Origin of the sequence: Paucibacter sp. B51 (genome assembly GCF_027863535.1) — a bacterium.
Classification (GTDB): domain Bacteria; phylum Pseudomonadota; class Gammaproteobacteria; order Burkholderiales; family Burkholderiaceae_C; genus Paucibacter_A; species Paucibacter_A aquatilis.
Map to the genome: position 1 here is coordinate 4,908,377 of NZ_JAPIVN010000001.1, position 22,190 is coordinate 4,930,566.

At 64.5% G+C, this 22,190-nt stretch carries 18 protein-coding genes and 7 tRNA genes; 12 read left to right on the forward strand and 13 right to left on the reverse strand.

The window, feature by feature from the left end:
• Positions 1–30: 30 nt before the first annotated feature.
• The 12 genes from fliG to fliR all read left to right on the forward strand — a co-directional run bounded on the left by fliG (position 31) and on the right by fliR (position 9,976).
• Positions 31–1,026, forward strand: a complete 996-nt coding sequence (gene fliG / locus OOB33_RS20730; RefSeq protein WP_102769784.1) for a flagellar motor switch protein FliG — start codon at positions 31–33, stop codon at positions 1,024–1,026.
• Between the two features lie 12 nt (positions 1,027–1,038).
• The gene (locus OOB33_RS20735) at positions 1,039–1,845 is read left to right on the forward strand and encodes a FliH/SctL family protein (protein ID WP_271009978.1); all 807 of its coding nucleotides are present in this window, start codon (positions 1,039–1,041) and stop codon (positions 1,843–1,845) included.
• Positions 1,845–3,347 carry a flagellar protein export ATPase FliI gene (gene fliI / locus OOB33_RS20740; RefSeq protein WP_102769782.1) on the forward strand — a complete coding sequence of 501 codons (1,503 nt, stop codon included), beginning with the start codon at positions 1,845–1,847 and terminating at the stop codon, positions 3,345–3,347. Before OOB33_RS20735 ends, fliI begins: the two co-directional genes overlap by 1 nt.
• A 59-nt stretch (positions 3,348–3,406) precedes the next feature.
• On the forward strand, positions 3,407–3,883 hold the full coding sequence (gene fliJ / locus OOB33_RS20745; protein ID WP_271009979.1) for a flagellar export protein FliJ: 477 nt from the start codon (positions 3,407–3,409) through the stop codon (positions 3,881–3,883).
• 28 nt (positions 3,884–3,911) lie between these two features.
• Positions 3,912–5,417 (forward strand): flagellar hook-length control protein FliK, encoded by a 1,506-nt coding sequence (locus tag OOB33_RS20750; protein WP_271009980.1) that lies wholly within the window; start codon positions 3,912–3,914, stop codon positions 5,415–5,417.
• 176 nt (positions 5,418–5,593) lie between these two features.
• A complete protein-coding gene (locus OOB33_RS20755; RefSeq protein WP_102769779.1) occupies positions 5,594–6,190 on the forward strand; it encodes a flagellar basal body-associated FliL family protein in 597 nt (198 codons plus the stop codon).
• Positions 6,191–6,221: 31 nt separating this feature from the next.
• A complete protein-coding gene (fliM, locus tag OOB33_RS20760) occupies positions 6,222–7,226 on the forward strand; it encodes a flagellar motor switch protein FliM (RefSeq protein ID WP_102769778.1) in 1,005 nt (334 codons plus the stop codon).
• On the forward strand, positions 7,216–7,653 hold the full coding sequence (gene fliN / locus OOB33_RS20765; RefSeq protein WP_102769777.1) for a flagellar motor switch protein FliN: 438 nt from the start codon (positions 7,216–7,218) through the stop codon (positions 7,651–7,653). The genes fliM and fliN overlap by 11 nt, the downstream gene beginning before the upstream one ends.
• Positions 7,654–7,769: 116 nt before the next feature.
• Entirely contained in the window at positions 7,770–8,168 is a 399-nt protein-coding gene (locus OOB33_RS20770) for a FliO/MopB family protein (protein WP_102769776.1), read from the forward strand.
• Positions 8,158–8,922, forward strand: a complete 765-nt coding sequence (gene fliP, locus OOB33_RS20775) for a flagellar type III secretion system pore protein FliP (RefSeq protein ID WP_102769775.1) — start codon at positions 8,158–8,160, stop codon at positions 8,920–8,922. The genes OOB33_RS20770 and fliP overlap by 11 nt, the downstream gene beginning before the upstream one ends.
• A gap of 20 nt (positions 8,923–8,942) precedes the next feature.
• Positions 8,943–9,212 (forward strand): flagellar biosynthesis protein FliQ, encoded by a 270-nt coding sequence (gene fliQ, locus OOB33_RS20780; RefSeq protein WP_102769774.1) that lies wholly within the window; start codon positions 8,943–8,945, stop codon positions 9,210–9,212.
• Entirely contained in the window at positions 9,212–9,976 is a 765-nt protein-coding gene (fliR, locus tag OOB33_RS20785; RefSeq protein ID WP_171827918.1) for a flagellar biosynthetic protein FliR, read from the forward strand. Before fliQ ends, fliR begins: the two co-directional genes overlap by 1 nt.
• 16 nt (positions 9,977–9,992) lie before the next feature.
• On the opposite strand, the gene OOB33_RS20790 is transcribed toward fliR, so the two are convergent.
• From OOB33_RS20790 to OOB33_RS20850, 13 genes are all read right to left on the reverse strand, one after another.
• Positions 9,993–10,079, reverse strand: a tRNA-Leu gene (locus OOB33_RS20790).
• Between the two features lie 98 nt (positions 10,080–10,177).
• A tRNA-Gly gene (locus OOB33_RS20795) sits at positions 10,178–10,253 on the reverse strand.
• A gap of 60 nt (positions 10,254–10,313) precedes the next feature.
• A tRNA-Gly gene (locus OOB33_RS20800) sits at positions 10,314–10,389 on the reverse strand.
• A gap of 391 nt (positions 10,390–10,780) precedes the next feature.
• Positions 10,781–10,856, reverse strand: a tRNA-Gly gene (locus OOB33_RS20805).
• A gap of 17 nt (positions 10,857–10,873) precedes the next feature.
• A tRNA-Cys gene (locus OOB33_RS20810) sits at positions 10,874–10,947 on the reverse strand.
• Between the two features lie 116 nt (positions 10,948–11,063).
• A tRNA-Gly gene (locus OOB33_RS20815) sits at positions 11,064–11,139 on the reverse strand.
• A gap of 148 nt (positions 11,140–11,287) precedes the next feature.
• Positions 11,288–13,696 carry an endopeptidase La gene (gene lon, locus OOB33_RS20820; protein WP_271009981.1) on the reverse strand — a complete coding sequence of 803 codons (2,409 nt, stop codon included), beginning with the start codon at positions 13,694–13,696 and terminating at the stop codon, positions 11,288–11,290.
• A 111-nt stretch (positions 13,697–13,807) separates the two neighbouring features.
• A complete protein-coding gene (gene clpX, locus OOB33_RS20825) occupies positions 13,808–15,076 on the reverse strand; it encodes an ATP-dependent Clp protease ATP-binding subunit ClpX (RefSeq protein ID WP_102769771.1) in 1,269 nt (422 codons plus the stop codon).
• A 131-nt stretch (positions 15,077–15,207) separates the two neighbouring features.
• Positions 15,208–15,816, reverse strand: coding sequence for an ATP-dependent Clp endopeptidase proteolytic subunit ClpP (clpP, locus tag OOB33_RS20830; RefSeq protein ID WP_102769770.1), 609 nt, complete (start codon positions 15,814–15,816; stop codon positions 15,208–15,210).
• A 162-nt stretch (positions 15,817–15,978) separates the two neighbouring features.
• Positions 15,979–17,295, reverse strand: a complete 1,317-nt coding sequence (tig, locus tag OOB33_RS20835; protein ID WP_271009982.1) for a trigger factor — start codon at positions 17,293–17,295, stop codon at positions 15,979–15,981.
• Positions 17,296–17,318: 23 nt separating this feature from the next.
• Positions 17,319–17,405: transfer RNA gene (locus OOB33_RS20840), tRNA-Leu, on the reverse strand.
• Between the two features lie 201 nt (positions 17,406–17,606).
• Positions 17,607–20,804 carry an efflux RND transporter permease subunit gene (locus OOB33_RS20845; RefSeq protein ID WP_271009983.1) on the reverse strand — a complete coding sequence of 1,066 codons (3,198 nt, stop codon included), beginning with the start codon at positions 20,802–20,804 and terminating at the stop codon, positions 17,607–17,609.
• Positions 20,805–20,819: 15 nt separating this feature from the next.
• Entirely contained in the window at positions 20,820–21,980 is a 1,161-nt protein-coding gene (locus OOB33_RS20850) for an efflux RND transporter periplasmic adaptor subunit (protein ID WP_271009984.1), read from the reverse strand.
• Positions 21,981–22,190 lie beyond the last annotated feature (210 nt).

The window sequence follows — 22,190 nt, forward strand, 5'->3', positions numbered from 1 at the left end:
CCCCCGCCACATTGACCAACGAGCCCGACCATGGATGACAAAGGAATCGAAGACGCTGCCATCTTGCTGATGTCTCTCGGCGAGGAGGAAGCGTCGGAAGTCTTCAAGCATCTGGCCCCGAAAGAGGTGCAGAAGCTGGGCGAGACCATTGCCAAGCTGAAGGTCGTGGGCCGTGACAAGGTCGAGCAGGTGCTGACCCGCTTCGACGCCGTGGCCGAAACCCAGAGCACCCTGGTCTCCGACACCGATGAATACGTGCGTCAGGTGCTGCGCAAGGCCCTGGGCGAAGACAAGGCCAATCTGCTGCTCGACCGCATCCTGCAAGGCAGCGATGTGTCCTCGATCGAAAGCCTGAAGTGGATGGACGCGGCCTCGGTGGCCGAGCTGCTGCGCAACGAACACCCGCAGATCATTGCCGCCATCCTGGCCCATCTGGACTTTGACCAGACCAGCTCGGTGCTCAAGGTCTTCACCGAGCGTCAGCGCAACGAGGTGCTGGTACGCATCGCCACCTTGGACGGCATCCAGCCCATGGCGCTGAAGGACCTGAACGAGGTCATGAGCCAGGTGCTGGCCGGCGGCGAGCGCATGAAGAAATCCAACCTCGGCGGCGTCAAGACCGCGGCGGAAATCATCAACATGCTGGGCTCCAGCGTGGAGGCTTCGGTGCTGGATTACATCCGCGAAGCCGATGCCGATCTGGCCCAGAAGATCATGGACAACATGTTCACCTTCGACGATCTGGACAAGATCGACGACAAGGGCATCCAGGCCGTGCTCAAGGAAGTGCAGAGCGAATCCCTGGTGGTGGCTCTCAAGGGCGCGAGCGCCGAGCTGCGCGAAAAGATCCTGCGCAATATGTCGAGCCGCGCGGCCGAAACCCTGCGCGAAGACCTGGAATCGCGCGGCCCCGTGCGCCTGTCCGAGGTGGAAGCCGAGCAGAAGGAAATGCTCAAGATCGTGCGCCGTCTGGTGGACGAAGGGACCATCGTGCTGGCTGGCGGCGGCGACGATCAGTTTGTTTGAGGCGATTGAGTCATGACCCCTCGCCCGCCCCGCCAAGTGCCGCCGCCGCCGCGTGACCCGTCGGCGCCGCCGCGCACCAGCAGCTACAGCCGCTTCATTCCACGCGAGGAAGTGCAGAGCTTTGCCGCCTGGAACCCGGATGCCTTCCACGGCGCCGTGAACACCCAGCGCGCACCGATCAGCGCACCGGCCCCGGCCAACGCCCAGCCCGAGGTGGCCGAGCCCGCACCGCCGCCGGAACCCGATCTGCAGGAGCTGCTGCACGCCGCCCGTCAAGCCGGCTACCAGGATGGCTACCGCGACGGCATGGCCGCGCTCGATGCCTTCAAGAAAAGCTTTGCCCAGCAGATGAGCGCTCAGATCGGCCAGCTGGTGAGCAGCTTCGACGCCGATTTCCGCGCCCTGGAGGACGAGATGGCCCGCAGCCTGGCGCGCTGCGCCGTGGAGCTGGCCCGCCAGGTGGTGCGCAGCGAGATCACGCAGCGCCCGGAGCACATCGCCAAGGTGGCCCACGATGCCGTGGAAGCGCTGCAGCTCTCGGCCCGCCACGTGCGCGTGCGCGTCAATCCCAGCGACTACCCGCTGGTGCAGGAAGGCGCCGGCGAGGAGCTGCGCGCCCGCGATGCCCAGCTCCTGCCTGACCCCGAAGTACCACGCGGCGGCTGCCGGGTCGATTCCGACATCAGCAGCGTCGACGCCAGCCTGGCCGCCCGCTGGCAGCAAGCCGCCGCGGCCATGGGCCAGGCCTCGCTGTGGGAAGACCGCCGCAGCGGCCGCAACGATGCCGAGCCCACCCAGCCCACGCAGGAGGACCTGTGATGGAGCAGTACTACGGAACGCTGGCTGATGAGATCGAGGCCGAGCGCACCGACGACGAAGCCCAGGACGACAGCCCAGCCGCTGGCCGCCAAGGCCGCTGGCTGCAGTACCTGAGCAATCTGCAGGAGTTCGCCAGCAACAGCACGCCACTGGAATCGCAGGGCAAGCTGGTGCGTGTGGCCGGCCTGGTGCTGGAAGCCACGGGCGTGAAGGTGCCGGTGGGTTCGGTCTGCGAGATCCACATGCCCAGCTCCAGCGCCAACCCGCAACGCGGCCAGCGACCGGTCAAGGCTGAGGTGGTGGGCTTCTCGGGCGACCGCGCCTACCTGATGCCCACCGATGAAATCCAGGGGTTGTCTAGCGGCGCCATGGTCGTGCCGCGCGCCCTGCCCCTGATGGGCCCGCAGCTGGGCAAACCCCTGCACCCCTGGCGCCGCAACGAAGACCGTGGCCTGCACCTGCCCATGGGTCAGGGCCTGCTGGGCCGCGTGGTCGATTCGCACGGCCATCCGCTGGACCGCCGCGGCCCCCTGCAGATGACCCATGCCGAGCCCATGGTGCGCCGCCCCATCAATGCCATGGATCGCGACCCGGTGCGTAGCGCCCTGGACACCGGCGTGCGCGCCATCAACACCATGCTGACCGTCGGCCGAGGCCAGCGCCTGGGCCTGTTCGCCGGCACCGGCGTCGGCAAATCGGTGCTGCTGGGCATGATGGCCCGCTACACGCAGGCCGATGTCATCGTCGTCGGCCTGATCGGCGAACGCGGCCGGGAAGTGAAGGAATTCATCGAGGACATCCTCGGCGAGGAAGGCCTGCAGCGCTCGGTCGTGGTGGCCGCGCCGGCCGATGCCCCGCCTCTGGTGCGCATGCAAGGTGCGCATTACGCCACGGCGATCGCCGAAAACTTCCGCGACCAAGGCCTGCACGTGCTGCTGCTGATGGACTCGCTGACCCGCTATGCCATGGCCCAACGCGAGATCGCCCTGGCCATTGGCGAGCCGCCGGCCACCAAGGGCTATCCGCCGAGCTGCTTCGCCAAGCTGCCCCAGCTGGTGGAACGCAGCGGCAACGGCCTGCCGGGCGAAGGCTCGATCACCGCCTTCTACACCGTGCTCAGCGAAGGCGACGACCAGCAAGACCCGATCGCCGACGCGGCGCGCGGGATTCTGGACGGCCACATCGTGCTGAGCCGCGAGCTGGCCGAGGCCGGCCATTACCCGGCCATCGACATCGAACGCTCGATCTCGCGGGTGATGACCAATGTGGCGCCGCAAAGCCATATCGACGCCGCCCGCCGCTGCCGCCAGCTGCTCGCCAAATACAACAAGGCCCGCGACCTGATCCAGCTGGGTGCCTACGCGCCCGGGCATGACCACGAACTGGACCTGGCCGTGCGCCTGCACCCCGACATCAGCCGCCTGCTGCAGCAGGACATGCACAGCCCGGCCTTGCTGGCCGACAGCGTTCGCCAGCTGTCGGCCGTCATCAAGGACGCCTGAATTCTGCCGATACACCAGAGGTCCGCATCGGACCTCGCCGCTTTACCGAGGATCGCTACATGAGCAGCAGTTCCAGCAATCTCCAGGTCCTGAGCATCCTGCTCGAACGGGCCGAGGCCGAACGTGACGAGGGCCTGCGCCAGCTGCAAGACGCCCAGGCCCGCGCCCAGCGCGCGCGCGCCCAGCACGGCGATCTGGCCCAGTACCGCAACGACTACCAGCTGCGCTGGAGCCAGCAGTTCGCCCGCCAGGGCACGATGGACATCGTCGGCTGCTACCAGAACTTCGGCATGCGCCTGAACGACGCCATCACCAGCCAGAGCCACATTGCCGAGTTCGCCGACCAGCGCGTGCAAAACGCACGCGAACAGCTGCAAGCGCTGGAAATGCGCGTGGCCTCGGTGCGCAAGCTGCTGGAGCGCCGCCGTCTGGAAATCAGCCGCAGCGCGCAACGCCAGGAACAGAAGGCCACCGACGAGCAGGCCTCGCGCGCTGCCTACGCCGGCGCCAATCCCTTTGTGCGCCTGAGCGCCTGAGCCGGCCGCGCAAGCCAGGAGTGCCCCCATGTCCAGCCCTTTGAATGCCCAGCTGCTGGCCGCCCAGGACAGCGCCCGCGCGGCCGCCCTGCGCCAGTCTGGCGCCGCAGCCCCACGTTTCACGCCCAGCGCCAGCAGCGAAGAAACCGCCCTGCAGTTCAAGCAGATGTTGAACAAGCTGGATGTGGCCGCCGCCGCACCCAAGCCCACGGTCGCGGCTGCAGCAGCGCCCACGCCCCCAAGCACATCCCCGGCCAATCTGCGCCCGGCCACGCCCGACCGCAGCGCCGAACGTCTGGCCGAACGCCGCAGCGAAACGCAAAGCCAGGAACAGAAGCTGGCCGCACGCCGCGCCCAGAATCAGTCCGCCGCCAAAGCCGCGGGCGCGGCCGAGCGCCAGGCCTTGAGCGCACAGCCGCCCAGCAAAGCGGGCGGCAGCGACAGCGGTGCCGAACTCGATCGCAGCAGCGCCAGCACCCGCAAGCCCACAGCCGATGAACGCAGCGGCGACACCGCTGCCGCCCCCAAAGCCCCAGCCACGGCCGAGCCCAGCACACCGCGCAGCGACACGCAGGCCTGGAACGGCCAGAGCCGCGAGCAGGCTCAACCTGAGGACAAAGCAGAAGACAGCGATTCCGACGCACTCGCCATCGAGGCCGCTCGCGGCGGCCGGCCCGGCGAGATGGGTGAACTCGACGCCACCACGACCCCCACAACGGCCCGCCCGGACGGCAGCCGCAGCCTGCGGCGCGACAGCATCCCCGGTGCCAGCGATCTCGGCAGCCGGCGCGCCAGCACCGTGGACCGCGCCCAGGCTCAGGTGTTCGGCAAGGACCTGAATGCCACGGGCGCCAGCCCAGCCGCCACAGGCGCGGCCGGCACGCTGCCCTTGGCCGGCAGCGAAGGCAGCAGCTTCGCCCGCATGCTTCAAGGCGCCAGCGGCTATCCGGATGCAAACAGCCCCGCCCCCGCCGCCTTGACCGCAGCCCAGGCTGCCACAGGCCTGGATGCGCTGAGCCGCGGCCAGGCCGCCGACGCCACCGCCCAAACACCGGCCAACAGCGGCAGCGCCGAGAGCGCCCAGTTGCATCTGCAGTCGCCGCTGCATGCCCCGGCGTTCGCTCCCGAGCTGGGCGCGAGACTCAGTGTGCTGGCCGCCGATGGCGTGCAAGAAGCCCAGCTCCACCTGAATCCGGCCGAGATGGGCCCGGTGCAGGTGCAAATCGTGCTGGAAGGCCAGCAGGCACAGATCTCCTTCCACGCCGAGCATGCCGAGACGCGCCAGATTCTGGAGCAAAGCCTGCCCGACTTGGCAGCCGCCCTGCGCGACAGCGGCCTGACACTGAGCGGCGGCGGCGTGTTCCAGCAAGCCCGGGACCCCTCGGCCCAGACCGAAGCACGAGACGACAGCGGACGCGGCCACAAGGGCCGCGGCAACCGACTCGAGATGGGCGTGAGCAGCAGCGAAGCCAGCCTCTCTGGCCCGGCCGGCGGCACGCGACGCAGCCAGGGCGTGGTCGATCTGTACGCCTAGATGCAAGCCCATTCGGCAGCCCTGAAATGACGAGCGCCGGTCGGCCTTTTCTCCCCTTGAGACAGGACAGCAGCATCAATAATCAGCTTCAACCCGAACCCTGGCCCCTGCGCCCGGGCGCGACTGCGCCACGGTGGTGGCCGGCTGTTTGAGCAAGAAAGTACACAGGAGTCCTCATGTCTACACCGGCCGCAGCGCCTGCCGATGCCCCCAAAGGCGGAGGCAACAAAAAACTGATCATCATCATCGCGGCCGTGCTCGTGCTGGTTCTGGGTGGCGGCGGTGCCGCCTTGCTCCTGATGAAAAAGAAGCCGCCCGCGGACGATGAGGAAGGTGGTGAAGCCGCCGCCCATCAGGAAGCCCCGGCCCACGCTGCGCCCAAGCCAGGCACACCGCCGGTGTTCGTGCCCCTGGACCCCTTCACCGTCAATCTGTCCGACAAGGATGTGGATCGCTTTGCCCAGGTCGGCATCACGCTGGAGGTGATCGACGCCAAGACCGCCGATCAGATCAAGGCCTACCTGCCCGCCATCCGCAGCAATGTGCTGATGGTGCTGTCACACAAAACATCGGCCGAGTTGCTGAGCCGCGAGGGCAAGGAAAAGCTGGCCCGCGAGGTTCTGCGTGAATCGGTGCGCCCCATGGGCATCGAGCTCGAGGACGAAGACGAGCACGAGGAAGAGGCCGCGCCGAAGAAGAAAAAGAAAAAGAAGAAGCCAGCCGTGGTCAGCCCCGTCACCCAGGTGTTGTTCTCCACCTTCATCGTCCAGTGAGCCCGCTCTTGAAGCAGATCGGTGATTCGCCATGAATCAGCAAATCCTCTCCCAAGACGAAGTTGATGCGCTACTGCAGGGCATCACCGGCGAGAGCCAGAAGCTCGACGCCGAGGAGGAGCAGGTTGGTGGCATCCGCGACTACAACCTGGCCAGCCAGGAACGGATCGTCCGTGGGCGCATGCCCACGATGGAAATCATCAACGAACGTTTTGCGCGCAACATCCGCGTCGGCCTGTTCAACTTCATCCGCAAGAGCCCGGAAGTGGCCATCGGCGGCATCAAGGTGCAGAAGTACAGCGCCTTCCTGCGCGAGATCGTGGTGCCGACCAACTTCAACATCGTCTCGGTCAAGCCGCTGCGCGGCTCGGGTCTGATCGTCTGCGACCCGACCCTGGTGTTCGCCGTCATCGATTCGCTGTTCGGCGGCATCGGCAAGTTCCACGCCCGCATCGAAGGCCGCGATTTCTCGGCCACCGAGCAGCGCGTGATCCTGCGCCTGGTCGAGGTCATCACGGCCGAATACCACAAGGCCTGGAAAGGCATCTATCCGCTGGAGCTGGAATACCAACGCTCGGAAATGCAGCCCCAGTTCGCCAACATCGCCACCCCCAGCGAGATCGTGGTGTCGACCTCGTTCACGCTGGAAATCGGCGAGACCAGCGGCACGGTCTACTTCTGCATCCCCTACGCGACGCTGGAGCCGATCCGTGACGTGCTGTACTCGACCACAGTGGGCGATTCCACCGAGCCCGACCGCCGCTGGGTCAATCTGCTCAAGCACCAGATCCAGGCCGCGCAGGTGGAGCTGGTGGCCGAGCTGGGTACGGCGCCGGCCACGGTGGAGCAACTGCTGGCCTTCAAGCCGGGTGACTTCATCGAGCTGGACCTGGAAACCATGATCAAGGCCAAGATCGACGGCGTGCCGATTTACGACTGCCACTACGGCACCTCGAATGGCAAGTACGCGATCAAAGTGGAACAAATGCTGACCAGCCCTGACCAGGGTTGGCTGGGAGCACGCAATGTCACCTGATACCCCCTCCGCCGAAGAACAAGACGCCATGGCCGCCGAATGGGCGGCGGCCCTGGCGGAATCCAAACCGGCCGAAGTCGCCGAAGAAGTATCCCAGCCCAGCGAGCAGGTCGCGCCGGCCAGCTTCGCCAATTTCTCGCCCTCGCCCAACAATCTGCCCAGCGGCGACATCAACATGATCCTGGACATCCCCGTCCAGCTGACCGTGGAACTGGGCCGCACCCGCATTCCGATCAAGAACATCCTGCAGCTGGCGCAGGGCTCGGTGGTGGAACTGGACGCCCTGGCGGGTGAGCCCATGGACGTGCTGGTGAACGGTTACCTGATCGCACAGGGTGAGGTGGTGGTGGTGAACGACAAGTTCGGGATTCGCCTGACCGACATCGTCACACCCTCGGAGCGCATGCGCCGTCTCTCCAAGGCCTGATCGCGAGATTCGATCGCAAGGCTGGAGCGCCCCTGCACGCAAAAGCCTAAGTTCCCGGGGCAAGACCCGGCACTTCAGGGCGCATCGCCGCCCTGGCTTGGCCCACAATCGGGCCCATGAACTCCTCACCCCTGCTGCCCCTGCTCTGGTTTCTGGCCATTCTGTGCCTGATTCCCCTGGCCCTGTGGCTGCTCAAGCGCACGCCTCTGGGCGGCGCGGGCAGCCAGACTCACGGCGCCATGCGCCTGGTCGCGCAACTGCCCATCGCGCCCAATCAACGCCTGCTGACGGTGGAAGTCGGCCAGGGCGACGACCGCCGCTGGCTGGTGCTGGGGGTGACGGGCCAGCAGATCAACACCTTGCATGTGATGCCGCCGCAGGCCGAAGCCCCGAGTGCCACGGGCCTGGCGCCCTTTGCTAACGGCAGTTTCGCGCAGCAGCTGGGCGCGCGCCTGCGCGGCCAGACGCCAGCCCATGTCGAAGACAAATCTGCCGGAGGCCGCGATGCGAGCTGAAGCCTGGCTGGGCCGAGCTGCCTTGCTGAGCACCGGTCTGCTGCTGTCTGCCAGCGCCTGGGCCCAGAGCAGCACCCCGCCGGCCACAATCCCTTTGCTGCTGGGCCAGGGCGCCAATGGCGGCAGCTTCTCGGTGCCCATCCAGACCCTGCTGTTCTTCACGGCGCTGGGTTTTCTGCCCGCGGTGCTCTTGATGATGACGGGCTTCACCCGCATCGTCATCGTGCTCTCGCTGATGCGTCAGGCCCTGGGCACCCAGGCCGCGCCGCCGAATCAGGTGATCGTCGGCCTGTCGCTGTTCCTGACCTTCTTCGTCATGAGCCCGACCCTGGACAAGGTCTACGCCGAAGCCTGGCAGCCGTACAGCACCGGCGCCCTGCCCTTCGAGGAAGCCATTAAGCGGGCCGAGCCGCCGATGCGCAGCTTCATGCTCAAACAGACCCGCCAGGCCGATGTCTCGCTGTTTGCCCGCCTGGCCAAGCTCGATGACAGCGTGAAGGCCGAAGATGTGCCCTTCAAAGTGCTGGTGCCGGCCTTTGTGACCAGCGAGCTGAAGAGCGCCTTCCAGATCGCCTTCCTGATCTTCATCCCCTTCCTGGTGATCGACATGATCGTCAGCAGCGTGCTGATGAGCCTGGGCATGATGATGCTGTCGCCGGTGCTGGTGGCCCTTCCCTTCAAGCTCATGCTCTTCGTTCTGGCCGATGGCTGGAACCTCTTGCTCGGCTCGCTGGCCGCATCGTTCGTCACCTGAAGCCCCGGAGCCCTCAACGCATGGACGCACAACAAGTCTTCACCTTCGGCCAGCAAGGCCTCTATGTCCTGATGCTGGTGTCAGCGCCGGTGCTGCTGACCGTGCTCGCCGTCGGCGTGCTGGTCAGCGTGTTCCAGGCCGCCACGCAGATCAATGAATCGACCTTGAGTTTTGTGCCCAAGGTGCTGGCGGCCGTGCTGGTGCTGTCCATCACCGGGCCCTGGATGGTGACCACCCTGGTCGAATACATCCAGCGCACGCTGAAAACCATTCCGCAAGTGGTCAGCTGATGTTTTCCGTCACGGAGGCGCAGCTGCTGGCGTGGTTGAACCCGCTGCTTTGGCCCTTCGTCCGCACCCTGGCGCTGTTTGCCGGCATGCCGGTGTTCAGCCAGCGCAATGTGCCGGCGCGGGTCAAGGTCGGCCTGGCGCTCTTCATCTCGCTGGCGGCCCAGCCCTCGCTGCCGGTCATGCCACTGACCCCGCTGGATTCTTTGCCCATGCTCCTGCTGCTGCTGGCTCAGCAGATGTTGATCGGGCTGTCCATGGGGTTTGCGGTTCGCTTGGTGTTCGCCTCGCTGGAGTTTGCGGGGGAATTGATCGGCCTGCAGATGGGCCTGAACTATGCGGGCTTCTTCGATCCCGCCACGGGCAGCCAGGGCACGGCCAGTGCGCGCTTTTTCGGCAGCATGGTGGCTTTTCTGTTCATCGCCATCAACGGCCATCTGCTGCTGATCAATGCCTTGATCCAGAGCTTTCAGGTCTTCCCGGTCGGTGATGAGCCCTTCCACTTCTTGCGCGTGGCCAAGCCTCAGGTCTGGGGCGCCGAGATCTTCCGCATCGGCCTGTGGATCGCCTTGCCGCTGATCACCATGCTGATGTTTGTGAACCTGGTGCTGGGTGTGATCTCGCGCGTGGCGCCGCAGATCGGCGTGTTCTCGGTCGGCTTCCCGCTAACCGTGAGCATTGGGCTGATCGGCATGGTCGCCACCCTGCCGCTGATGCAAACGCCTTTCACCGTGGCGCTGGAGCGCTTGCTGGCAGCCTTCACCTGAAACGCTGGCGCGCTACTGGTGCCCAGGACGGGACTTGAACCCGTACGACCGTGAGGTCGGCGGATTTTAAGTCCGCTGCGTCTACCAATTTCACCACCCGGGCGGCGGTCAAGTCGCGCATTATCGCTGCGTCTGCTGACGCGAATGCACGGCGACTGTGGAATGCAAAAAGGGAAGCCGCTGGCTTCCCTTTTGCAGATCTGGAGCGGGTAACGAGGCTCGAACTCGTGACCTCAACCTTGGCAAGGTTGCGCTCTACCAACTGAGCTACACCCGCATTTTTCGAATCTGCTCCGCACCGGCAGCAAACCCGTTGGTAGGGTTGGGAAAACAAATCTGGAGCGGGTAACGAGGCTCGAACTCGTGACCTCAACCTTGGCAAGGTTGCGCTCTACCAACTGAGCTACACCCGCATCGTTTTCTTTCACCGGCTTGCCGAGCAAACCAGCTTCCGAAGTGATGACACTGTGTCCATCTTGTTTTCGCTCCGCTGTTTTTGCATTCAAATCATCAAATGCGTTATCAGCGAAGTCTTGCATTCTATACCGAATATTTGGCTTCTCGCAAGCCTTCTCGCGAGATTTTGATTTGACGCGAACTCTGTTCAGGCCCAGCTGCCACCGCCAGCCTCAGTTGCGCAGGTCATTGAACATTGGGCGCCCACAGCTCCAGTCTGCAACGCTGATTGCACGGCGCAAAACAAAAAGGGGAAGCCATCAGGCTTCCCTTCTTTAGTTCCAACGGCGCCTGGTTTCTTAGTCTCTGCATGAAGCAGTTTCTTCAAACACCGGCCAATCGCCTGTTTGGAGCGGGTAACGAGGCTCGAACTCGTGACCTCAACCTTGGCAAGGTTGCGCTCTACCAACTGAGCTACACCCGCATATGCACATCAAATTTTGGAGGCGCGATCCAGAGTCGAACTGGACTAACCGGATTTGCAATCCGGGGCATAACCGCTTTGCTATCGCGCCAAACTCTTCTTCCTTTAATCAGCAGAAACCGAGATTTCAGCTGATTAAAAAAGGGAAGCCGGGGCCTCCCTTTTTGCGAATCGCCTCATGCAAGCATGAGTGGATTCTTGTATTTCTGGAGCGGGTAACGAGGCTCGAACTCGTGACCTCAACCTTGGCAAGGTTGCGCTCTACCAACTGAGCTACACCCGCATCGCTTGCTACTTCAACATCTTGCTGATTTTGCTGTTTCCAGCTACCTCGGCAACCTGTCGAAGCGCAGATTCTAAACCAGATTTTTGCTGTTCTGCAAGCCCCCTGCCCGATCCAGAGGAACGAGCGGGGAGACGACTTCGCAGCGTCAGTGCGTGGCCGCAGGCGCAGCCACCACCGGCTCGGTCTTGGCCGCAGCCGCCGGTTCATCATCGGGCAGCGGCACGGGCATGGATTCCAGCGCCACTTCCAGCACCCGATCGATCCAACGCACCGGCACGATTTCGAGCTGGTTCTTGACGTTCTCGGGGATGTCTTGCAAGTCCTTGACGTTCTCTTCCGGGATCATCACGGTCTTGATGCCGCCACGATGAGCCGCCAGCAGCTTCTCCTTCAAGCCGCCGATGGCAGTGACCTCACCGCGCAAGGTGATCTCACCGGTCATCGCCACATCGGCACGCACCGGGATGCCCGTCAGGGCCGAGACAAAGGCCGTGGTCATGGCGGCACCCGCGCTCGGGCCGTCCTTAGGCGTGGCGCCGTCGGGCACGTGGACGTGCACATCGCGCTTCTCGAACAGCTCGTCCTTGATGCCCAGCAGGCGGGCGCGTGAACGCACCACCGTACGCGCCGCCTCGACGGATTCCTTCATCACATCGCCCAGCGAACCGGTGCGGATGATGTTGCCCTTGCCCGGCATGGCCGTGGCTTCGATGGTCAGCAGATCGCCGCCCACCTCGGTCCAGGCCAGTCCGACCACCTGGCCGACCTGGTTCTTCTTCTCGGCGCGGCCGAAGTCGTACTTGCGCACGCCCAGGAAGTCGTGGAGGTTGTCCTCGGTCACCACCGCCTTGCCCTCGATGGTCTTGAGCGTCAGGCCCTTCACCACCTTGCGGCAGATCTTGGAGACTTCGCGTTCCAGCGAACGCACACCGGCTTCACGGGTGTAGTAGCGGATGATGCCGCGAATGGCGGACTCGGTGACTTCCATCTCCTCGTCCTTGACGCCATTGTTCTTGCTCTGCTTGGGCAGCAGATAGCGCTGGGCGATGTTGACCTTCTCGTCCTCGGTGTAACCCGAGAGGCGGATCACTTCCATCCGGTCCAGCAGGGCCGGCGGGATGTTCATCGAATTGGAGGTGGCAATGAACATCACATCGGACAGGTCGAAATCGACCTCGACGTAGTGGTCACCGAAGGTGTGGTTCTGCTCCGGGTCCAGCACTTCGAGCAGGGCCGAAGACGGATCACCGCGGAAATCCATGCCCAGCTTGTCGATCTCGTCGAGCAAGAACAGCGGGTTGCGCGTGCCGACCTTGGACAGGCTTTGCAGCACCTTGCCCGGCATGGAGCCGATGTAGGTGCGGCGGTGGCCACGGATCTCGGCTTCATCCCGCACGCCGCCCAGAGCCATGCGCACGAACTTGCGGCCGGTGGCGCGCGCCACCGATTGACCCAGCGAGGTCTTGCCGACACCCGGAGGGCCGACCAGGCACAGGATGGGCGCCTTGACCTTGTCCACGCGCTGTTGCACGGCGAGGTACTCGACGATGCGGTCCTTGACCTTGTCCAGGCCGTAATGGTCTTCGTTCAGCACGTCGACGGCATTGGACAGATCGAACTTGATCTTGGTCTTCTTGCTCCAGGGCAGATTGACCAGGGTCTCGATGTAGTTGCGCACCACCGTGGCCTCGGCCGACATGGGCGACATCAGCTTGAGCTTCTTCAGCTCGGCGTCGGCCTTCTTGCGCGCTTCCTTGGGCATGCGGGCGGCCTGGATCTTCTTGTCCAGCTCTTCCAGATCGGCGCCCTCTTCGCCGTCGCCGAGTTCCTTCTGAATGGCCTTGACCTGCTCGTTCAGGTAGTACTCGCGCTGGCTCTTCTCCATCTGGCGCTTGACGCGGCCACGGATGCGCTTTTCCACCTGCAGGATGTCGACCTCATGCTCGAGCAGATCGAGCAGGGTTTCCAGGCGCTTGCTGACCTCGGCCAGATCCAGCACCGACTGCTTGGCGTCGAGCTTGAGCGGCAGATGGGCGGCGATGGTGTCGGCCAGGCGGCCGGCGTCGTCGATGCCGCCGATCGAGGTCAGGATCTCGGGCGGGATCTTCTTGTTCAGCTTGACGTATTGGTCGAACTGCTGCGTGACTGCGCGGCGCAGGGCCTCGACCTCGGGCTTGGGGTCGGTCTCGGGCGGGATGGGCAGCACCTCGGCCACGAAATGCTCTTCACCGTCGGTGATCGAGGCGGTGGTGGCGCGTTGCAGTCCTTCGACCAGCACCTTCACCGTGCCGTCGGGCAGCTTGAGCATTTGCAGGATGCTGGAGACGCAACCGACTTCGAACATATCGTCCGACTTGGGCTCGTCCTTGCCGGCAGCCTTCTGGGCCACCAGCATGATCTGGCGACCTGCTTCCATCGCGGCTTCGAGGGCCTTGATGGACTTGGGGCGACCCACGAAGAGCGGGATCACCATATGCGGGAACACGACCACATCGCGCAGCGGCAGCAGCGGCAGGGTGATGGGTTCCGCAGGCAAAACAGGATGACCGGACATGAAAACCTCTCTTTCTCAGACCCAGATGCGGTCTGAGGGCTGTATTGCAAGATGCCCGGGGGCATGGAACTGACGGCAATTCACCGCCAGTTCGTTTGTCTTCATTCGACCTCAGGCGCTGGCCTTGGCCTGCTCGCGATACACCAGCAAGGGCTTGGCGGCTTCGTCAATGTTGTGCTCGTCCAGCACCACCTTGGCCACGCCGTCCAGGGCAGGCAGCTCGAACATGGTGTCGATCAGCGAGAGCTCCATGATGGAGCGCAGACCACGGGCACCGATCTTGCGCGCCAGCGCCTTGCGGGCGATGGCCGTCAGGGCCGAGGGGCGAACTTCCAGCTCGACGCCGTCCATGGCGAACAGTTGCTGGTATTGCTTGACCAGCGCGTTCTTGGGCTCGGTCAGGATCTGCACCAGGGCGTCTTCGGTCAGCTCGCCCAGGGTGGCCACCACCGGCAGACGTCCAACCAACTCGGGAATGATGCCGAACTTGATCAGATCTTCGGGCTCCACTTCGCGGAACAGCTCGGCCGCGCGGCGGTCGGTCTTGCTCTGCACCGAAGCGCCGAAGCCGATACCGGACTTTTCCGAACGGTTCTGGATGACCTTCTCCAGGCCATCGAAAGCGCCGCCGCAGATGAACAGGATGTTGGTCGTGTCGATCTGCAGGAAGTCTTGATTCGGGTGCTTGCGGCCACCTTGCGGCGGCACCGAAGCCATGGTGCCCTCGACCAGCTTCAGCAAAGCCTGCTGCACGCCCTCGCCCGACACATCGCGGGTGATGGAGGGGTTGTCGGCCTTGCGGCTGATCTTGTCGATTTCGTCGATATAGACGATGCCGCGCTGGGCGCGCTCGACGTCGTAATTGCAGTTCTGCAGCAGCTTCTGGATGATGTTCTCGACATCCTCGCCCACATAACCCGCTTCGGTCAGCGTGGTGGCGTCGGCGATGACGAAGGGCACATTCAGCAAGCGCGCCAGGGTCTGAGCCAGCAAGGTCTTGCCGGAGCCGGTGGGGCCGATCAAGAGGATGTTGCTCTTGGACAGCTCGACCGTGTCCTTGGTGCCGGCCATATGGCGCAGGCGCTTGTAATGGTTGTAGACCGCGACCGACAAGGTGCGCTTGGCGACGTCCTGGCCGATCACATACTGATCGAGGCTGGCCTTGATCTCGCTGGGCACCGGCAGATCAGACTTGCTGGCGCGCGCCTGCGGCGTGTCGGCCGGCACTTCGTCGCGGACGATGTCATTGCAGAGCTCGATGCACTCGTCGCAAATGAACACCGATGGGCCAGCGATCAGCTTCTTCACCTCATGCTGGCTTTTGCCGCAGAAGGAGCAGTACAGGACTTTTTCGCTGGAATTGCCTTTTTTCTCGGCCATGGATCTGCTTGTCTTTCAGGCGTGAATGCCTGCAGTGATGATAGTTCAAACGGACAAGGGGCCCTTTTCTGGATAAGGGCCCCCTCCTGCCGTCAATTGGGCCTGGATTCAGGCCGCCAGCGAGCGGATGCTCAGGCGCGTTTTTCCACCACCTGGTCGATCAGGCCATAGGCCTGCGCTTCAGCGGCGGACATGTAGTAGTCGCGCTCGGTGTCGTTCTGGATCTTCTCCAGGCTCTGGCCCGAACGCTCGGCCAGGATGCGGTTCAGCTGCTCGCGGGTCTTGAGGATCTCGCGGGCGTGGATTTCGATGTCGGTGGCCTGACCCTGCGTGCCGCCCAGCGGCTGGTGGATCATGACCTTGGCATTCGGCAGCGCCATGCGCTTGCCCTTGGCCCCTGCGGCCAGCAGGAAGGCGCCCATGCTCGCAGCCATGCCCATGCACAGGGTCGACACCTGGGGCTTGATGAACTGCATGGTGTCATAGATCGACATGCCGGCCGAGACGCTGCCGCCGGGCGAGTTGATGTAGAGGAAGATGTCCTTGTCGGGGTTCTCGCTCTCCAGGAACAGCATCTGCGCGACCACCAGATTGGCCACGGCATCGTTCACCGGTCCGACCAGGAAAATGATGCGCTCGCGCAGCAGGCGGCTGTAGATGTCATAGGCGCGCTCACCGCGACCCGATTGTTCGATGACGATGGGCACCATGCCCAGGTTGTTGATTTCCAGCGCGCTCATGGATGTTCTTCCTCAGAAAAATGGGCTTGATGACCGAACGACTTGCTTGCACCGACTAGGTATGGGGACTGATTATGTGGCCGCAAGAGAAAGCCTGAAAAAATGAAAAAAGGCGCCGGCCTTGCGGTACGGCGCCTTTCAGGCTGTCAGCAGCCGACGAGATCAGTTGCCGGCGGTGGCCATCAGTTCGTCGAAGGGCAGCGTCTTGTCGCTGACCTTGGCCTTGGCCAGCACGAAGTCGGTGACGTTGTTCTCAACAACCACGGCTTCCACTTCGGCCAGACGGTTGCGGTCGCTCAGGTACCAACGCACCACTTCAGCCGGCTTTTCGTAGCTCTGGGCCAGCTCTTCGATGTGCGCTTGCAGCTGCTCGGGCTTGGCTTGCAGGTTGTTGGCACGCACCAGCTCGGCCACCACCAGGCCCAGGCGCACGCGGCGCTCGGCTTGGGGCTTGAAGATTTCTTCGGGGATCGGCGCCTTGTCGGCATCCTTCACGCCACGCTTCTTCAGGTCTTCGCGAGCTGCAGCCACCAGGCGCTCGGCTTCGCCGGCCACCAGGGCGTTGGGCACGTCGAGTTCAGCGCTGGCCACCAGAGCTTCCATCACGGCGCCCTTGTTGCGAGCCAGCACGCGGAACTTGACTTCGCGCTCGAGGTTCTTCTTGATGTCAGCGCGCAGGCCGTCGACCGAGGCTTCACCAATGCCCAGGGACTTGGCGAAGGCTTCGTTAACTTCCGGCAGATGCTGGGTTTCGATCTTCTTGACCGTCACCAGGAAGTCGGCTTCCTTGCCGGCCACGTCCTTGCCGTGATAGTCCTCGGGGAAGGCCAGGGGGAAGGTCTTGGACTCGCCCACCTTCATGCCGCGCACGGCCTTCTCGAAAGCTTCCAGCATCTGGCCTTCGCCGATGATGAATTGGAAACCGTCAGCCTTGCCGCCAGCGAAGGGCTCGCCGTCCAGCTTGCCTTCGAAATCGATGGTAACGCGGTCGCCATCGGCAGCGGCTTCAGCGGCGGCGCGCTGAGCGAAGGTGCGGCGCTGCTTGCGCAGGATGTCGACGGTCTTGTCGATCGCTTCTTCGGTCACTTCGCTGGCGACGCGCTCGACGTCGGCGGTGGACAGATCACCCAGCTTGACTTCCGGGTAGACCTCGAAGGTGGCGTCGAAAGCCATCTGGCCTTCGGGTGACTCTTCCTTCTGAGCGATCTTCGGAGCGCCGGCGACACGCAGCTGCGCTTCGTTGGCAGCGGCCGAGAAAGCCTCGCCCAGCTTGTCGTTCATGACTTCGTACTGGACGGAGTAGCCATAACGCTGAGCGACCACGCTCATCGGCACCTTGCCGGGGCGGAAGCCATCGGCCTTGACGGTGCGGGCCAGTTTCTTGAGACGGTTCTCGACTTCGCTGTTGATGTCAGCGGCCGCCAGCGTGAGCGTGATGCGGCGTTCGAGCTTTTCGAGGGTTTCGACGGTGACAGCCATTTTTGACTCAGTACAAAGTTATCTGGTGCGCGGGGCCGGACTCGAACCGGCACGCCGGTGAAGGCGTCAGGACCTAAACCTGGTGCGTCTACCAATTTCGCCACCCGCGCTAAGTGGATTCAAGCCTGCTTGGCTAGGCCCCCTCTCAGGAACCTTGCCTTGCAAGCCCGTGGCATTTCGGCAAACCGTGGATTGTAGCCAATTGGAGAGCCAAAAATTGAGCCCAAGGAAAACCCCCGGTCGGGGGCCATTCCTGGGGCTCAATCAGGAGCAGCAGCGAGGCCCGAAGTGGCGCCGCAACTGCGAGACATTCAGAGCCGGGACGGGCTCAGCTGCGAGGGATTGAGCTGCGAGGGCGGCAGCTGCGAGTGCCCCTCTTCCGGCCGGCGCACGCGAAACCAGGCCGCATACATGGCCGGCAGCGCCAGCAGCGTCAGGGCGGTGGCGACGATCAAGCCGCCCATGATGGCCACGGCCATCGGCCCCCAGAACACGCTGCGCGACAGCGGCACCATGGCCAGCACGGCGGCCGCAGCGGTCAGCACGATGGGCCGGAAACGCCGCACCGCCGACTCGACGATGGCGTTCCAGGCCGGCACACCGCGGGCCCGGTCCTGCTCGATCTGATCGATCAGGATGACCGAGTTGCGCATGATCATGCCCATCAGCGCGATCACACCGAGCAGGGCCACGAAGCCGAACGGTTTGTCCAGGATCAGCAGCGCCGCCGCCACACCCGCAATGCCCAGCGGCCCGGTCAGGAACACCAGCATGGAGCGCGAGAAACTCTGCAGCTGCAGCATCAGCAGGGTGAAGGTGATGAACAGCATCACCGGCACGCCGGCCGCGATCGAGCCCTGGCCCTTGCTGCTTTCCTCCACGGCCCCGGCCACCGAGATGCTGTAACCCGGCGGCATCTTGGCCTGCAACGCTTGCAGCTGCGGCCAGATCTGGGCGCTGACGGTGGCGCCCTGCATGCCCTCGGTCACATCGCCCTGCACGGTCACCGCATAGCTGCGCCCCTGGCGGGCCAGCACGCCGGGCTCCCAGGCAAAGCCGACCTTGGCGATCTGCGTCAGCGGCACCGAGCGGCCGGTGCCGGTCATGACATAGGCATTGGCGATGTCGGTGATGGCATTGCGCTCTTCCTGCGGCGGGCGCAGCACGATATCCACCAACTTGTCGCCCTCCCGGTACTGGCCGATGGTGGTGCCGGAGAACATGGTGCGCGAAGCCTGCGCCAAGCTCTGGCTGGTGACGCCCAGCGCGCGTGCCTTGTCTTGGTCGACATCGAGCTTGAGCACCTTGATGGACTCGCGCCAGTTGTCGTTGACGCCGCGCATATGCGGGTTGGCGCGAACAATCTCCTTGGCCTGATCGGCCCAGTAGCGCACCTGCTCGACCTTCTCGCCCGAGACACGGAACTGCACCGGATACGCCACCGGCGGCCCGTTGGGCAGCAGCTTGACGCGCGCGCGCACCTCAGGGAACTCCGCCGCCAGCAGCTCGGGCAGGCGCTTGCGCAAGGCCTCGCGCTCCTTCATGCCCTTGGGCAGGACGATGGCCTGGCTGACCGCCGGATCGGGGAAGACCACGTCCATGGGCAGGTAGAAGCGCGGCACGCCCGAACCGATCCAGGTGCTGACCGTCGAGACCCCCTCCTCCTTCAGCATGCGCGCCTCGAAGCGCTCCGCCACGGCGCGGCTTTGCTGGATGGTCGAGCCCTCGGGCAAGGTCATGTCGACCAGGATTTCGGGCCGGCTGGAATCCGGGAAGAACTGCTGCTGCACCCGGGTCATGCCCAGCAGGCCGAGTGCGAACACCAGCACTGTGGCGCCAATCGTCAGCCAGCGGTGCTGCACGCACCAACCCACGGCCGTGCGGAAGCGGCTGTAGAAGGGCGTGTCGAACATCTCGTGCGCCTGCCCCTCCTTGGCCGGGTGGGTGTGCAGGAGCAGCGCACCCAGATAGGGCACGAAGTAGACCGACACAAACCAGGAAATCATCAACGCCGCCGCGGTGACGGCGAAGATGGCAAAGGTGTACTCGCCGGTCACCGACTTGGCCAGGCCGATCGGCAAAAAGCCCACCGCCGTGATCAGCGTGCCGGTCAGCATGGGCATGGCCGTCGCGTCGTAGGCGAAGGTGGCGGCGTACATCTTGTCGTAGCCTTCCTCCAGCTTGCGCACCATCATCTCGACGGCAATGATGGCGTCGTCCACCAGCAGGCCCAGGGCGATGATGAGCGAGCCCAGCGAAATCTTGTGCAGGCCCACGCTCCAATAAAACATGGTCACAAAAGTGATGGCCAGCACCAGCGGGATGGTGATCGCCACCACCAGGCCCGGCCAGATGTCCACACGCAGCGGCCGTGTGTGCAGGCCCAGGGCGATGAAGCTGACGGCCAGCACGATCACCACCGCCTCCAGCAGCACCTGCACGAACTCGTTGACCGAGCGGGTCACCGCCTGCGGCTGGTCCTGCACCTGCACCAGCTCGATGCCGGCCGGCAGGGTTTTGCGGATGGCGGCCGTGGCCTTCTGCAAGGCCTTGCCCATGGCGATGATGTCGCCGCCCTTGCCCATGGACACGCCCAGGGCGATCACATCCTTGCCCTGATGGCGCACCATCACGGCCGGTGGGTCGGCATAGCCGCGGCGCACCTCGGCGATGTCCGAGAGGCGCAAATTGCTGGCCTGGCCGGTCACCGGATTGATGGCGCGGATGGCGAAGTCCTTGAGCGCTTCCACCGAATTGAACTGGCCGCCGATGCGGATCTGCAAATTGCCGGCACCGGCATTGAGCACGCCGCCACCCTCGACCGCGTTCTGCGCGCCAAGCTGGTTGATCACCTGACCGAAGTCCAGGCCCAGATTGGCCAGTCGCTTCTGCGAGACCTCGATGAAGACCTTCTCGGGCTGTGCGCCAAAGGTCTCGACCTTGGTCACATCAGGCACACGCAGCAGCTGCGAACGCACGCGCTCGGCATGCTCGCGCAGCTCTTCCGGCGAAAAGCCATCGGCCGAGAGCGCGAAAATGGAGCCGTAGACATCGCCGAACTCGTCGTTGAAGAAAGGCCCGTACACGCCTTGCGGCAGGGTGCCCTTCATATCGCCCAGGCGCTTGCGCACCTGGTACCAGACCTCGGGCACGTCCTTGGCGGCCGAATCGTCCTTGAGCTGGAACACCGTCAACGATTCACCGGGCTTGGTGCTGCTGAGGATCTTGTCGCCCAGCGGCACTTCCTGCAGGGTCTTCTCGATCTTGTCGGTCACCTGCTCGGCCATCTGCTGGGCGGTGGCGCCCGGCCAGAAGGCCTGCACCACCATCACCCGGAAGGTGAAGGGCGGGTCCTCATCCTGGCCCAGCTGGAAATAGGCGGCAAAGCCCATGACCATGAGCACGATCATCAGGTAGCGGGTCAGCGCCGGGTGCTCCAGCGCCCAGCGTGACATATTGAAAGAATGGCGGCCGGCAGCCGCGGGCGCGTGGGGCTCGTGAAGGCTCATGCAGCGTGCTCCGGATCAGCGCGAGGCCGCGGCAGATGCTGCGGCAGGCAGCGCCTGCTCGTAGCGCTTGACCTTCTGGCCGGCCTTGAGCACGTGCACGCCGGCCACCACCACCTCCTGGCCCGGCTTCAGGCCCGCAGCCACCACCACCTCGTTGCCGTCGGCGCCGCCGACCTGCACCGGCTGCTGCTTGACCGTCATCGAGCCCGGCTCCAACACCCAGACCGAGGTCTGGCCCTGGGTCTGCAAGACCGCCGACAGCGGCAGCTTGATCACCTCGGCCACCCGCGGCGAGCTCAGCAGCACAGCCGCGGTCTGGCCGATGCGGGCATCAAGCTTGCCGGCATCGGCCTTGATCTGGAAGGTGCGCGTCACCGGATCGGTGGCGGCCGACACCTCGCGCAGGTTCAGCGCATGGCTGGGTGCGGCGTCCGCGGCGCCGGGCTTGATTTCGCTCCACAGGCGCACCGTCAAGCCGCCGGGCAGACCGGCCGCCTCACGCAGGCGGCCAAGCTGGTCCTCGGGCACCGAGAACACCACATCGCGCGGCCCGTCATGCGCCAGCTGCAGCACCGGCGTGCCGGCGCCGACCACCATGCCGGGCTCGGCAAACACGGCCGTCACCACGCCGGCCGAATCGGCGGTCAGCTGGGCATAGGCCACCTGGTTGTTCTGAGCCTCGAACTGGGTGCGGGCCTGCTCCAGCTGAGCTTGCGCGGCCTTGAAAGCCAGGTCGCGGCGCTCCAGCTCGGCGGCGCTGATGAAGCCCTGCTGCTGCAGCTCGATGAAGCGCTTGAGCTCGGCGCCCAGTTGATCGCGGTTGGCGCGGGCGGCTTGCAAGCCGGCCTTGGCCGCCTGCTGACCGAGCACCAGGTCCTGCGGGTCGATCACCGCCAGCACCTGGCCGGCCTGCACCCGATCGCCGACATTGACCTTGCGGCTGAGCACCTTGCCACCGACACGGAAAGACAGACGGGACTCCACCCGGGCGCGAACCTCGGCGGCGTACTCATGAACCTGGCCGCTCGAGGCCGATTGCAGGGTCAGGGTGCGCACGGCCCGCTCGGGCTCGGGGGCGGTCTCCTGCTTGCCACAGGCACCCAGCAAGGCCACGAGCGGAAAAACAAGGGCGAGCGCAGAAAGCTGGCGGGCACGGCGGGTGACGGTGTGGGGCATGAATGACCTCGAATCGTGCTTCACCGCTGCGCGGTCGCTGGAGTCAGCGCCGCGGCTTGCCGGTGAGCGTGGAGCAGAAAAACCTGGGCCTGACCGGCCAGAATCGCCGTTACTGACCAACCGGTCAGCAATGTATTCAAGCGATTCGGCACTGTCAAACCAGTGAAAACGGCGCATTGCAGGCTTGTCTTGCCGCTGACAAGCCTGAAC

Excerpts from the sequence above, each read along its gene's own strand:
- fliG (WP_102769784.1), top strand. The coding sequence starts at position 31 with ATGGATGACAAAGGAATCGAAGACGCTGCCATCTTGCTGATGTCTCTC.
- OOB33_RS20735 (WP_271009978.1), top strand. The coding sequence starts at position 1,039 with ATGACCCCTCGCCCGCCCCGCCAAGTGCCGCCGCCGCCGCGTGACCCG.
- fliI (WP_102769782.1), top strand. The coding sequence starts at position 1,845 with ATGGAGCAGTACTACGGAACGCTGGCTGATGAGATCGAGGCCGAGCGC.
- fliJ (WP_271009979.1), top strand. The coding sequence starts at position 3,407 with ATGAGCAGCAGTTCCAGCAATCTCCAGGTCCTGAGCATCCTGCTCGAA.
- OOB33_RS20750 (WP_271009980.1), top strand. The coding sequence starts at position 3,912 with ATGTCCAGCCCTTTGAATGCCCAGCTGCTGGCCGCCCAGGACAGCGCC.
- OOB33_RS20755 (WP_102769779.1), top strand. The coding sequence starts at position 5,594 with ATGTCTACACCGGCCGCAGCGCCTGCCGATGCCCCCAAAGGCGGAGGC.
- fliM (WP_102769778.1), top strand. The coding sequence starts at position 6,222 with ATGAATCAGCAAATCCTCTCCCAAGACGAAGTTGATGCGCTACTGCAG.
- fliN (WP_102769777.1), top strand. The coding sequence starts at position 7,216 with ATGTCACCTGATACCCCCTCCGCCGAAGAACAAGACGCCATGGCCGCC.
- OOB33_RS20770 (WP_102769776.1), top strand. The coding sequence starts at position 7,770 with ATGAACTCCTCACCCCTGCTGCCCCTGCTCTGGTTTCTGGCCATTCTG.
- fliP (WP_102769775.1), top strand. The coding sequence starts at position 8,158 with ATGCGAGCTGAAGCCTGGCTGGGCCGAGCTGCCTTGCTGAGCACCGGT.
- fliQ (WP_102769774.1), top strand. The coding sequence starts at position 8,943 with ATGGACGCACAACAAGTCTTCACCTTCGGCCAGCAAGGCCTCTATGTC.
- fliR (WP_171827918.1), top strand. The coding sequence starts at position 9,212 with ATGTTTTCCGTCACGGAGGCGCAGCTGCTGGCGTGGTTGAACCCGCTG.
- lon (WP_271009981.1), bottom strand. The coding sequence starts at position 13,696 with ATGTCCGGTCATCCTGTTTTGCCTGCGGAACCCATCACCCTGCCGCTG.
- clpX (WP_102769771.1), bottom strand. The coding sequence starts at position 15,076 with ATGGCCGAGAAAAAAGGCAATTCCAGCGAAAAAGTCCTGTACTGCTCC.
- clpP (WP_102769770.1), bottom strand. The coding sequence starts at position 15,816 with ATGAGCGCGCTGGAAATCAACAACCTGGGCATGGTGCCCATCGTCATC.
- tig (WP_271009982.1), bottom strand. The coding sequence starts at position 17,295 with ATGGCTGTCACCGTCGAAACCCTCGAAAAGCTCGAACGCCGCATCACG.
- OOB33_RS20845 (WP_271009983.1), bottom strand. The coding sequence starts at position 20,804 with ATGAGCCTTCACGAGCCCCACGCGCCCGCGGCTGCCGGCCGCCATTCT.
- OOB33_RS20850 (WP_271009984.1), bottom strand. The coding sequence starts at position 21,980 with ATGCCCCACACCGTCACCCGCCGTGCCCGCCAGCTTTCTGCGCTCGCC.